The organism is Micromonospora sp. NPDC004551, from assembly GCF_040609975.1.
In the GTDB taxonomy this organism is placed as follows: Bacteria; Actinomycetota; Actinomycetes; order Mycobacteriales; family Micromonosporaceae; genus Micromonospora.
In genome coordinates, this window is sequence record NZ_JBEXLM010000006.1 from 263,880 (window position 1) to 276,463 (window position 12,584).

The 12,584-nt window shown below is 75.3% G+C and carries 8 protein-coding genes; 3 read left to right on the forward strand and 5 right to left on the reverse strand.

Annotation, left to right across the window (positions count from 1 at the left end; genetic code table 11):
- Positions 1 to 100: 100 nt before the first annotated feature.
- Both ABZW14_RS10625 and ABZW14_RS10630 read right to left on the reverse strand, forming a co-directional pair.
- Positions 101 to 1,318, reverse strand: a complete 1,218-nt coding sequence (locus tag ABZW14_RS10625; RefSeq protein WP_355343124.1) for a cellulose binding domain-containing protein — start codon at positions 1,316 to 1,318, stop codon at positions 101 to 103.
- A gap of 217 nt (positions 1,319 to 1,535) precedes the next feature.
- Entirely contained in the window at positions 1,536 to 4,466 is a 2,931-nt protein-coding gene (locus tag ABZW14_RS10630) for a M36 family metallopeptidase (protein ID WP_355343127.1), read from the reverse strand.
- A gap of 501 nt (positions 4,467 to 4,967) precedes the next feature.
- Here ABZW14_RS10630 and ABZW14_RS10635 point away from each other — a divergent pair.
- Entirely contained in the window at positions 4,968 to 6,092 is a 1,125-nt protein-coding gene (locus ABZW14_RS10635; protein ID WP_355343130.1) for a hypothetical protein, read from the forward strand.
- A gap of 9 nt (positions 6,093 to 6,101) precedes the next feature.
- Here ABZW14_RS10635 and ABZW14_RS10640 read toward each other — a convergent pair whose 3' ends face one another.
- On the reverse strand, positions 6,102 to 6,659 hold the full coding sequence (locus tag ABZW14_RS10640) for a M23 family metallopeptidase (RefSeq protein WP_355343133.1): 558 nt from the start codon (positions 6,657 to 6,659) through the stop codon (positions 6,102 to 6,104).
- 91 nt (positions 6,660 to 6,750) lie between these two features.
- On the opposite strand from ABZW14_RS10640, the gene ABZW14_RS10645 reads away from it, so the two are divergent.
- Positions 6,751 to 9,492 carry an AAA domain-containing protein gene (locus ABZW14_RS10645; RefSeq protein WP_355343136.1) on the forward strand — a complete coding sequence of 914 codons (2,742 nt, stop codon included), beginning with the start codon at positions 6,751 to 6,753 and terminating at the stop codon, positions 9,490 to 9,492.
- 19 nt (positions 9,493 to 9,511) lie between these two features.
- On the opposite strand, the gene ABZW14_RS10650 is transcribed toward ABZW14_RS10645, so the two are convergent.
- Positions 9,512 to 11,263 carry an ABC transporter ATP-binding protein gene (locus ABZW14_RS10650; RefSeq protein ID WP_355343139.1) on the reverse strand — a complete coding sequence of 584 codons (1,752 nt, stop codon included), beginning with the start codon at positions 11,261 to 11,263 and terminating at the stop codon, positions 9,512 to 9,514.
- A 124-nt stretch (positions 11,264 to 11,387) separates the two neighbouring features.
- Between ABZW14_RS10650 and ABZW14_RS10655 the strand changes: the two genes are divergently transcribed.
- Entirely contained in the window at positions 11,388 to 11,810 is a 423-nt protein-coding gene (locus ABZW14_RS10655) for a MarR family transcriptional regulator (RefSeq protein WP_355343142.1), read from the forward strand.
- Between the two features lie 21 nt (positions 11,811 to 11,831).
- On the opposite strand, the gene ABZW14_RS10660 is transcribed toward ABZW14_RS10655, so the two are convergent.
- Positions 11,832 to 12,458, reverse strand: coding sequence for a TetR/AcrR family transcriptional regulator (locus ABZW14_RS10660; RefSeq protein WP_355343145.1), 627 nt, complete (start codon positions 12,456 to 12,458; stop codon positions 11,832 to 11,834).
- Between the last annotated feature and the right edge of the window lie 126 nt (positions 12,459 to 12,584).

The window sequence follows — 12,584 nt, forward strand, 5'->3', positions numbered from 1 at the left end:
ACGTACAGCCCCCGCGCGGCGACCGCGCCCCGAATCTCGGATGAACGCTGCATGATCGACACGGCCCGGGCGGCCCCGCGGGACCGCCCGGCCCGGCCGGTCAGCAGCCGATCCGGCTGGCGCCCAGCGCCACGTCGTCGAACCAGAGGGTGTCAGCCGCCCCGCCGTAGCTCTCCCAGCCGATCTTGAGGTCGGTGAGCCGCGGACGCCACGTACGCCCGTACCACTGCCCGTCGACGTCGTGGGTCGGCACGCCGTCGGCGGTCAGGCCGGCGACCGCCGCGCCATCGAGCCAGGTGCGCAACTGCCCGGTGCTCCCGTCCACCATGAACTCCACGCACGACCAGCGGCCGGTGGGCAGGGGCACGCTCAACGCCACCCCGGCCGGGCTCTGCTCGGGCAGGGTCGCGTCGTCGGAGGCCCGGTTCCACTGCAACGACCCGTTCTGCCCGCCCATCCGCAGGTCCCGGTTGCCGTCGGCGGCGTCGGTCATGGCCAGGAAGGTGACGTGGTCGGCGGGGAGCGCGGTGGTGTGGCGGACCCAGAGCCGGCCGTAGCGGACCGTTCCCACGCCGGAGAGGTCGCGGTTGGCCCGGACGAAGACGTGGTTGCAGTACCCGCCCCCGCCGTCGATGCGGACGGACCGGCCGCCGCCGTGTGCGGTGGCGGTGTCCACGGCGGCGGCGCCGGTGCCGGCGCAGTCCGGGTGCACGACCGCCCAGTCGCCGGACGGCACCGACCCGGTCTGGTTCTCGAACCCGTCGCAGAGCACCGCGCCGGCGCAACCGGCCGGCGGCGGCCCGGTCGGGCTCGGACTCGGGGAGGTCGTCGGCGTGGCGCTCGGTGAGATGGTCGGGCTCGGCGAGTTGGTCGGCGAGGGCGGCGCGGTGGTCGGGCCGGGCGGCGTGCCGTTGCAGGGCACGCCGTTGAGCGCGAACCCGGTCGGTGCCGGCGCGGCCGGGCCGACCGTGCCCTGGACGCCGAACTCGGTGGCACCGCCGGCCGGCACGCCGCCGTTCCAGGCGGCGTTGCGGGCGGTGACGGTGGCGCCGGACTGGCTGACCACGGCGTTCCAGGCGCCGGTGATCCGCTGGTCGCCGAGGTAGGTCCAGGTGACCGTCCAGCCGTTGACGGGGGTGTCGCCGGGGGCGACGCGGACGGTGGCCGTGAACCCGCCCGGCCAGACGTTGGGGCGGTAGTCGACCTGGCAGCCCTGTGCGGCGGCGGCCGGGCCGGCCACCAGCGGGGTGACGACGGCGGCGGCCAGGGTGGCTACGGCCGCCGCGGCCGGGGCGAGACGGGCGCGGAAGATCCTCATCGGGGTCCTCTCGGCAGGCCGCCGGTCGACCGACCGGCGGCGTGGAGCTGCGGGGACCTCGCGTGCCCGGCACGCGCGACGGCGCGTGCCGGTACTGCCCGGCTCGGGCGGGACGTGCAGCCGCCGTACGGCGGCGCCCGCCGGTCAATGTAGTGATGACTGACGATGCCTGGCAAGGGGTGCGGGCGGGCGGCACCGCCCACCCGCATCCCGTCGCCTACTGCGCGAACGCCTGGAACTCGGCGATTCGCACGTTCTGCGCCTGCGGGCTGGCGGTGGCGCAGTCGGTCGCCGCCCGCGGGTCGGCGTCCTGCTCGCCGGCGTAGTCCGGCGCGCCGGTGCACTGGTTGGTCAGCACCTCGACGCGCAGGTGCGTCGCCTTGGTACGCGGGATGTCGAACGAGCGCATGATCAGCTCCGGCGCCCGGGGCCGGGGGGCCACCGACGGGAAGGCGTCCGCCGGGCTCGTGTAGACCACCCGGAAGTCCGCGGCGTCGGCACAGCTCACCGCATTCTTCGCCTCGCACGCGAGCACCCGGAACTGCCGCACCGCGGAGTACCGGCTCTGCGTGCCGGCATCCGGGTCACCGGCGACCGGCGGCCGCAGCATCGCGCTGACCTGCACCCGGCGGACCTGCTGGGCAGCACCGGCCAGGTCCACGGTGACCTGCCGCCCGGCCACCGGCGCGCCGAGCGAGGCCCAGTTCGTGGCCTCGTCGTCGTCGGCGATCTTGGCGAGGTTGATCCCGTCGCCGCTGACCGCCGCGCCGGCGCTGGTGGAGGCCAGGTTGCGGCGCAGCTCCACGGCGAGATCCCGGATCTGCCCGGCCTTGACCGTGACCGGGCCGATCCGGCGGTGCCCGTAGCCCGGCGCCCGGACGACGAACTCGTACGTGCCGGGGACCAGGCTCACCCGGTCGGTCAGCGGGGTGGCCGCGTCGGTGTCCGCGACCGGCACCGCCCGGGCCTGGTAGCGGCCGACGTAGAGCTGCGCACCCGGCACGGCCGCGTCGTCCGCCTCCGGTGCGAACCGCACGGTCGCCTCGGTGGCGTACGGCGAGGTGAAGCCGGGCGTCGGGTCGGTGTCGGCGTTGCCCGCGCTGGCCGCCGTCTCGCCGAGCCCCCGGGCGGCGAAGGCGTTCCAGAGCAGGTCCTGATTGGCCCCGCCGAAGCGGATCCGGTCGGCCGCGAGCATCGCGTCCCGGCTGTCGACCATGCTCACCTGGCTGACCGCCATCAGCAGGAACGAGTCGAAGACGAGCTGGATCCACCGCCGGTTGCCCGGGCACGCGGTCACCGGCGTCGCCCCTTCGGCGCAGGACTTCTGCAGGGCCGCGTCGCCCGCGCCGTAGCGGCGCATCATGGCCGCCCGGATGTCGGCGTTGGTCGCACTCCAGACCTCACCCGAGGCGTGCACCTGGAGGCCCACGAGGTCGTAGTCGATCGCGCTGTAGTTGAGCGGGCTGTCGCTCATGTTGTAGTTGCGGATGCCCGCGTTCGGGTCGCCGGTGGTGTACTCACCGATGGTGAAGCCCCTCCGGCCCGGCGCCGCGAACCCGTGCTCGTACAGGTACTCCATGGCGAGCTGATCCGACCAGCTCTCGCTCATCCCCTGCGGGGAGCTGACCCCGGCGTTGGGGCCGGCGATCATGCGGCCGCTGACGGCGTGGCCGTACTCGTGGGCGATGACCGACATGTCGAAGTCGCCGTCGACGCAGGGCGCGTAGAACGAGCCGGCGCTCGGCTGCCACAGGTACATGTTGGTGGTCGGGGCGATGCCGTCCGGCGGGGTGATCTGGTTGGCGTTGTTGCGGGCCGCGAAGGCCGGCGGGCCGCCGGTCACGCCGCCGGCCTGCGCGTTGCCCTGCTCCGGGTCGTTGCCCAGCCCGCCGCGGCCGAGGTTGTCCCGCTGCATGTTCCAGGTCGCCTCGGTAAAGCCCAGGTGGTACGACCAGTCGTGCATCCGGTTGTGCATGGCGAACAGGTTCGCCCGGGCCGCGTCGATGTCGTTGGCCCGCGGCGAGGTGAAGGTGTCCGGGCTGCACTTCTGCTCGTACCACTGGTTGGTCCAGGGATATGCGTACGTGCGATCGGGACGCGGCGAGGCCGTCTCGGTGCCCACGCTGAACGGGTCGTTGCTGAACCAGTTCTGCACGGCGATCGCGTTGTTGCCGTTCGTCGTGGTGGTGGACGTCCCGGTGGCCGGGTCCACGTCCCACGCGGGGTGCCCGGGCACGCCGACCACCTCGGCGCAGCCCGCCGCCGGCGCGGCGCACCAGCGCACCCGGGTGTCGGTGGAGGACTTGTCGACCGAAGGAGAATTCGGGAAGACCTCCCACGACGGGTTGTCCACGTCGTGGTCGACCAGGTCCTCGCGGACCAGCACGGTGCCGTCGCGGGCGTCCACGTAGGTGGCGAAGGCCGCCGGGTCCGCGCCGGTGACGTCCGCGCCGAGGACCACCTCGTACGCCGCCCGCGGCCCCCGGTCCGCGGTGGGCACCGCGACGAGCGCGGTACGCAGGACCGTCGGCCCGGTCAGCCCGGCGTCGGCCGCGGCGGCCTGCCGGGCCTGGTCGGCGCTGATCGTAGCCGGGGCGGGCGTGCCGCCGTCCCGGGCCAGGGACGAGCTGACGTGCCAGACCTTCCCGTCGCGTACGCCGACGGCCAGCATGCCGTCGACGGCGGCAGGCAGGTCACCGAAACGCTGCCGGAACAGCACGGTCGCGCCGTCACCCATCGGGGCCACGGTCAACTGCTCCAGGGCGGCGGCGCCCTCCTCGGTCAGCCCCAGCACGTCCCGGTTCGCGGCCACGTATGCCCGCGCGGCGGCGGCCGGGTCGGCGGGCAGGCCTGCGGCGAGCGGCCGCTCGGTCGAGGTCAGGGTGGCGGGGGTGCCGAAGTCGGTCCAGCGGACCCGGGCGCCGAGCGCCGCCGCACGGTCTCGCTGGCGGTCGGTCGGCGCGGTCCGTCCCTTCCGGTTGTCCCTGGTCTTGCTGTCGTGGCTGTCGCCCGGCAGGTGGCCGGGTGACGCCTGGGTCGGAGTCTCGGTTCGGGGTGCCGCCTGGCCGCCAGCTCCAGCGGTCAGGACCAGCCCGGCCGCGAGTAGCAGCGCGCTGGCGCCCGTCGTCGCACGCGATGGTGTGCGCACGGTCCCTCCTGTCGTCGAACGGCGATGTCCGTTCCGACATCGGACCAGTTCAGAAGCACGGTCGACACCGGCCGAACATCTACATATTCGGTTGCGTGGATGCCCGGAGGCGACCGCGGGCGGCCGTTTTCCAGCCCCCGAATCCATCCGCCGTCTGCTCTGGGGCGCCCGGAACGACGACGAGTCCCCGGCCGGGCCGCGCGGCCGGCCGGTTCTCCGGCAGCCCGCTCATCGACCATCGTTGGCACCTCAGGGCCGTATCACCGGCGTGTCCGGTCACCCGTCCGTCAGCGATCATGACGGCTACCAGCGGCGCGCCGGCCCGAGTCACCGCGACCGCCCCCGGGTCCCCGCGCGGCTGCCGTGCGTCGCCGCGCCGGCTTGTTAGCGTGGGACGGCGGAGGCCCGGCCTGGCGTCTCCGCACACCCCTCAAACGGCCGCACCGATCCCGCACCGGCGCGGCCGTACGACGCGCGGCTGCTCGGCCGGGGAGGGGTGCGATGACCGGAACGCCCGGCGAAGACGGCGACTCCCGCGCAGGCGAGGACGGCAGCTCCCGCCCCGGCCCAGACAGCCGCTCCCGGACCAGCGCAGACGGCAGCTCCCGGGCGGGTGAGACGGACGGCGGCAGCCGCGGGGCCGGCCGCGGACGGGGCGTCGAGGACGGTCGGGCCCCGGTGCCGGCGCGCGATCGGTGGGAACCCTGGCTCGCCCGTGCGCGGGAACTCTGGGCGGCCGCGTGGCGCGGGGCGAAGTGGTTGTGGACGGCGGCCAAGCCCGTGCTGGACCAGTTGCGGTGGGCCGAGGCGGAGGCGTCACCCGTCACGCTCGTCGACCGGCGGGCGGCGCCGACCCTGCTGGTGCCGGCGCAGGGGCAGGTCTACCACTTCGTCGTCCGGGCCACCTTCACCTGGACCTCCGACAACGCGCGCTCGGAACTCTTCGGCTGGTACGTCGACCAGTTCCAGCCCCAGGCGATGCAGAGGTTCCGGCGCCTCGCGGTCCGGTGTGCCGCGGACATCCCGCCGGATCGCCCCCGGGCGTTCGCGCTCGCGCTGGACGACGCGATGACCGGCGACGACGCCCTCCCCTGGGGCTACGAGCGTGGCGAGGTCACGTTCACCTGTGAGCCCGACGTGTCGGTCTACCTGGACGAGCCGGTCCGCAAGCTGCTCCAGCCCTACTGGGACCAGCGCATCGCCCTGGACTGGCAGCGCGACCTCGACCGCCGGCGCGCGGAGTACGCCGGGGAACAGCGCGGTCACCCGGCGGGCACACCGGACAACGGCGCCAGGCCGGCGGAGACACCGGAGAAGGGCGCCGGGTCGGGGGGCGGGATGCCGGACGCGCTCCGGGAGGAGCACCCGCCACACCAGCGGGAGGCCGGGCCGGGCGGCTCCCAGCGGCATCCGGACGGGCAGGGCCAGCGGGAAGCCGGCGCGAGCAGAGCGCCGCGACAGTCCCGCCCCGACTCCCCGGTGGAGCGCTTGTTCCCGCTCGAACCCTTGCTGCCGCCGCCCGCACCGCCTCCCCCGCGCCGTCCTTCCGGGCCCCGACCGGCATCGCCCCAGCGCGGCGAGGCCCCGTCGGGCGACCCGGACCGCCCGGGGCCGCCCGACGCCTGAGCCCGCCGGTCAGCAGTTGTTGGTGCTGGTCTGGTTGCGCTTGAGGTAGTCGGACCAGGTGACGCCCTGGACGACCGAGACGACGACGCTGCCGTCGTGGATCTGCTCGTAGTGCAGGTGAGGGCTGAGGTCGTACTTCGCCGAGGAAGCGCCGACCTTGCCGATGACGGTGCCCTGGTTCACGCTGGCGCCCGCGGCGACCAGCCGCTCGCTGAGGTGGGCGTACCGGGTGCGCCAGCCGTCGCCGTGGCCGATGACGATGGTGTTCCCGTAGCCGGTGGTGGTCGAGTAGTAGGACTCCAGCACGGTGCCGCCGGCGCTGGCGACGACCCGGCGGCCGAAGTCGTCGGGGCTGCCGTTCGCGTCGTAGTGGTTCCAGTCGATGGAGTGGGCCGGGCTGTGCCCGTTCCAGTTGTTGCCCTGCCAGGTCTGGCCGCACAGGAACGGCATCCGGAACCCCGGTCGCGCGGCCTGCGCGGGCTGCACCCCGGACAGCGCCCCGACGACGACGGCGACCGTGAGCAACGCGAGCAACCGCCACCGGGTGCGGGTGAACGTCACAGACATCGATTCTCCCCTCCGCGCTGAGCGACAGAAATCGATGTTATGCCACGGGCGGCGGGTCGCCCGCGCCCGCGTACGGCAGAATCGGCGGGCGATGGAGGCGGCGAGGATCCTCACCGCGCTCGCCGAGCTGGCCCCGGCCGGCGCCGAGCGGACCTTCGACGTGTCCGGCGCCGGCCGCCCGCTGATCTGGCTGCCCGAGCCCGACCGGGGGCCGCGCGGCACCCGGCTGGACCGGCTGGCCGCCCTGGACGCGCTGCACCGAGACGAGCGGATCCTCCGCCGGGGCCTGGCCTTCGTCGTCGGCGGGGCCGACCTCGACGGGGGCCGTCGGCGGGTCCGGGTGCCGCTGCTGGCCCAGCCGGTACGCCTGGACCGCACCCGCCGCGGCTACCGGATCGTGCCGGCCGGTGACCTGGAGCTGACCTCGTTGATCGAGGACCGGGACCTCGCCGCCCGGCTGGAGGCCGCCCCGGGCCTCGCCGGGCCGGGCTGGCTCGGCGCACCCGGCACCACGGCGTGGATCACCGCCGCCGCCGAGGCCGCCGGCCTGAAGGTGGAGGCGGTGCTGGCGGGACCGCCCCGCAGCATCGACGACGGCACGCTCACCGGGGTCGCGGCCGCCGCGCTCTTCACCACCCGCGACGTGCTCGCCGGCCGGCTGCGCGACACCCTGCTCGGCTGGGCCGCCCGCCCCGGGCTGGCGGACACGGCGCTGGACCGGCTCTACGGCGACAAGACCGGGAACGTCCAGGCTGACGACGCCGAGGTGCTGTCGCCCCTGCCGCTGAACGACGCCCAGCGCGACGTGGTCCGGCGGACCAGGACCGAGCCGGTCGTGGTCGTCTCGGGCGCACCCGGCAACGGCAAGAGCCACGCACTGGTCGCCGCCGCGCTGGACACCGTGGACCGGGGCGGATCGGTGCTGGTGGCCACCCAGTCGGTGCACGCCGCGGACGTGCTCGGCGAGCTGCTGCGCCGCCACCCCGGGCCGACGCCGGTGCTGTTCGGTGACGCGGAGCGCCGCGAGGCGATCGCCGCCGACCTGGCCGGCGGCGCGGCGGCGGGGGTGGACGACGCCACGCTGCGGGCCGACGAGACCGCCGTGGCGTCGGCCCGGGACCGGGTGGCGGCCGTGTCGGCCGGCGTCGCCGCCGCCCTCGACGAGGAACGCCGGGCCGCCACGCTGCCCGGCTGGCAGCCGCTGCTGCCCGCCCTGACCCGGGACGCCCCGCGCCTGTTCGACCCGGACACCGACCTGGGCGCGGTCCGGTCCGCGCTGGCCGCTGCCACCGTTTCCGGCGACGGCTGGTGGCGGCGCTGGCGGCGGGCGCGCGCCGGGCAGCGGCTGCGGCGGCTCGCGGGCGGCGACGTGCCGGTGGAGCGGGTGCGGGCCGCGGTGGAGGCGGCGACCGCGGTACGGGCGGCGGCGCGGCTGGCCGCCACCGGTGGCACCGACCTGGCGGCCGCGTGGCGCAGCCTGGCGGAGGCGGACGCCGCGCTGGCCGAGGCCGTCGGCACGGCGATGCGCCACCGGGCGGCCGGCGCCCGGCGGTGGACGGGTGCGGCACGGCGCGCCACGAGCGGGCTCGGCGCGGCGCTGCGGGCCGGCCGGAACCGTCGCCGCGAACTGCTCGCCGGGCTGGACGCCGAGGCGCTGGTGCGGGTGCTGCCGCTGTGGGTGGGCACGGTCACCGACGTCGAGGACCTGCTGCCGCCGGTGGCCGGGATGTTCGACCTCGTGGTGCTCGACGAGGCCGCGCACATCGACCAGCTGCGGGCCGCGCCGGCGCTGGCCCGGGCCCGGCGCGCGCTGGTGGCCGGTGACCCCCGGCAGCTCCGGTTCGTGTCGTTCGTGGCCGACGTGGACGTGGCCGCCACCCTGCGCCGGCACGGCCTGGACCGGTACGGCGACCGGCTCGACGTGCGCCGGTCCAGCGCGTTCGACGTGGCGGCCGGCGCCGCGCCGGTCACCTGGCTCGGCGAGCACCACCGGTCCGTGCCGCACCTGATCCAGTTCTCCGCGCGGAGGTTCTACGGTGACCGGCTGGAACTGGTCACCCGGCATCCGCGCAACGAGCGCGCCGACGTCATCGACGTGCTGACCGTCGCCGGGGCGACCGTCGTCGAGGGGGTCAACCAGGCCGAGGTCACCGCCGCCCTCGACCTCGTGCGGCGGCTCGCCGAGAACCCGCCGGCGGGCGGGATCGCGGTGGTCAGCCCGTTCCGGGCGCAGGCGGACGCGCTGGAGGCCGAACTGCTGGCCGCGTTCGACGTCGACGAGATCGAGCGCCTCGGCCTGCGGTCGGGCACGGTGCACGCGTTCCAGGGCAGCGAGGCGGACGTGGTGATCGCCTCGCTCGGGCTGGTGGACGGCGATCCGCCCTCGCGGCACCGGTTCGTGGCCGAGCCCAACCTGTTCAACGTGCTGGTCACCCGGGCCCGTACGCGGCTGACCGTGGTCACCTCCCTGCGGGCGCCCGAGGGCCTGGTGGGCGACTACCTGGCGTACGCGGGCCGGCCGCCGGTCGCACCCGAGGCGGAACCGGTGACGGGTTGGACCGCCGACCTGGCGGAGGAGCTGCGCCGGCTCGGGCTGCCGGTGCGGCCCGGCTATCCGGTGGGCCGCTGGCGGGTCGACCTCTGCGTGGGCACGGACGCCGACGCGGTCGGGGTGGTCTGCGCGGTGCATCCGGAGGGGGTCGCGGCCCACCTGGAACGGCAGCGCACGCTGACCCGGGCCGGATGGCGGCTGCACGACGTGTTCGCCAGCCGCTGGGCGGACGACCCGATCCGGGGCGCCCTGGACCTGGCGTCCCGAATCAAGGGGCGGTGACGGCCCGCCAGTGCCGCGCTCAGGCCGCGAGGGCCGCGTACCGGCCGGCGTGGTCGAGCAGGCTCTCATGGGTGCCGGACTCGACGATCCGGCCGTGGTCGAGCACGGCGATCCGGTCGGCGTCGCGGACGGTGGAGAGGCGGTGCGCGATGGTGACCACCGTGCGGCCCCGGGCCAGTTCGTCGAAGGCCCGCTGCACCGCGCGCTCGGTCTCGGTGTCCAGCGCGCTGGTCGCCTCGTCGAGCACCAGGATCCGCGGGTCGCGCAGCAGCGTGCGGGCGATGGCCAGGCGCTGCTTCTCGCCGCCGGAGAACCGGTGGCCGCGGGAGCCGACCACCGTGTCGTACCCGTCGGGAAGCGCGGCGATCAGGTCGTGGATCTGCGCGGCGCGGGCGGCGGCCTCGATGTCGGCGTCGGTGGCGTCCGGCTTCGCGTACCGGAGGTTCTCCCGCACGGTGGCGTGCAGCAGGTAGGTCTCCTGGCTGACCACGCCCACGACGGCGGCCAGGTCGGCCAGGCGCACGTCGCGCAGGTCGACGCCGTCGATGGTGATCCGCCCGGCGTCGGGGTCGTGCAGCCGGCTGATCAGGGCGGCGAGGGTGCTCTTGCCGGAGCCGGTCTCCCCCACCAGGGCCAGGCTGGTGCCGGCCGGGACGTCCAGGCTCACGCCGGCCACGGCGGCCGTGTCGCTGCCCGGGTAGCTGAAGGTGACGTCGGAGAAGCGCAGGTGGCCGCGGACCCGGACCGGGTCGAGGGTCACCGGCCGGGCCGGGTCGGCCACCTCGACGGGCAGGTCCAGGTATTCGAAGATCCGGGCGAACAGCGCCATCGAGGCGGTCAGCGACACGCCGACGTTGAGCAGGCCCATGAGGGGCCGGAACAGGTTGCCCTGGAGGGCCGTGAAGGCGACCAGGGTGCCGATGGTGAGCGTGCCGGCGGTGCCGGGGAGGCCGGCGCCGAGGTAGATGACGGCCGGGATGGCCGCGAAGATCACCGTCATCGAGGCCATCCGCCAGCGGCCGGCCAGCTCCGAGCGGAGTTCCAGGTCGACGAGGCGGGCCGAGGAGGTGGTGAACCGGTCGACAAGGGTCGCGCCGGCGCCGAGGGTCTTGGCCAGCTGCACGCCGCTGATCGACACCCCCTCCTCGATGGTGACGTTGAGGTCGGCCAGCTCGCGCTGGCGGCGGGCGGTGATCTCCCGGCGCAGCCGGGCCACGCGCCGGGTGAGCCAGATGGCGGGCGGCAGCACCACCACCGACACGAGGGTGAGCCGCCAGCTCAGCGCGACCATGGCGATCACCGTGGCGACCACGGTGGTGAGGTTGGCGGCGATCGAGGTGGCGGTGGAGGTGACCACCGCCTGCATGCCGCCGATGTCGTTGGTGATCCGCGACTGCACCTCACCGGTGCGGGTGCGGACGAAGAAGCCGATCGACTGGCGCTGGAGGTGGGTGAACACGTCGGTGCGCAGCCGGTGCATGACCTGCTGCCCCACCCGGGTGGAGATCCAGGTCTGCGCCACGCCGAGCACGGCGGTCACGGCGGCTACCGCGACCATGCCCGCGACCAGCCAGGCCAGCAGGGTCAGGTCGCGCTCGGGGAGGGCCCGGTCGATCACGGTACGCAGGAGGAACGGCGACGCCATCGCGATCACGGACGACGCCACGATGATCGCCACCACGGCGGCGAGCGGGCCGCGGTGGGCGGTGAAGAGACGGCCGATCCGGCGCAGCGAGACCTGGCGGGCCTGCGCCTTCTCGGCGGGGGTCACGGTGGTTCGGCCGCCACCGCGGCCGTCACGGAATCCGTCCAAGGGTTGCTCTCTCTCGTCGGGGGACATTGCTGAGGTTACCTCATCATGAGGTAGCAACAGCATGTGCTGCTACCGTATTCCGGTGAGCGGGAGCGACGACGAGGAGAGCCTGGCCGAGACGTTCTGGGCGGTGGCCCGGCGGCTGCGCCACCAGTCCAAGCGCACCCTCGAACCCTGGGAGATCAACCCGGGGCACGCCCGGGCGCTCGCCGTACTCATGCGGCACGGCGCGGTGCGGCTCAGCGCGCTCGCCGAGCACCTGCGCATCGCGCCCCGCTCCGCCACCGAGGTGGTCGACGGCCTGGCGGAGCGCGGTCTGGTGCAGCGGCGGCCCGACCCGGTCGACCGGCGGGCCACCCTGGTCGCGCTCACCGGGGAGGGCGAACGGGTCGGCGAGGCCATCCGGGTCGCCCGGGCCGCCGAGGCGGAACGGTTCTTCGGCGCCCTCGACCCGGCCGACCGGGCCGAGCTGACCCGCATCCTGCGCCGGCTGCGCGACGACTGAGGGGCGGTGGGCCCGGCGGGGTCAGCGCAGGCCGGCGGCGATCGCGTCGACCAGCAGCGCGCCGATGGTGCGGGCCAGGGTGGCCCGGGCCGCGGCCACGTCGAGGCCCATGGCGTCGCGCATCATCGCCCAGGCCGCCCAGGTGCAGGCCACGGTCAGTGCGTCCAGCAACTGCTCGCGCCCCTCCCCCGCGTGCGCCAGCTCCTGGTCGAAGGTCAGCTCGATCTCCTGGCGGACCCGGGCGATGGCGGCCTCGCGGTTGCGCCGCAACTGCGGCGAGAACGGCTCCCGCAGCGCCGAGGCGCGCGCCGAGGGCGCCAGCACCTCCAGCATCTCGGCCCGCTGGTCGCAGAACTCGGCGATCCGGCGCGTCAGCGGCAGCTCCGGCGGGATCGGCTGCCAGAGCGCGTCCAGCCGCTCGCCGACCCGCAGCCCGGTCGCGGCGAACAGGGTCTCCATGTCCTTGAAGTTGGTCCACAGGGTGCGCAGGGACACCCCGGCGCGCTCGGCGATCCGCTCCCCGGTGGGCCGCAGGTCGCCCTCGTCGATGAGCGCCAGGTGCGCCTCGACGATGGCGGCCCGGGTCCGCTCGGCCCGCGCCGACCGGCCGTCCACCCGCGCCGGCACGTCGGCGTCCACCTCGATCATGCGCCCGCCCCCTGTGCGTAGCTCCCGGCCGGCGCGACCCGCCCGCCCCGGTGGCGTCACGCCGGACTGCTGAACTCTACGTGCGCGGCGCCGGGGGGGGGGGGGGCCCGCGGCGGGGCCCGCCGC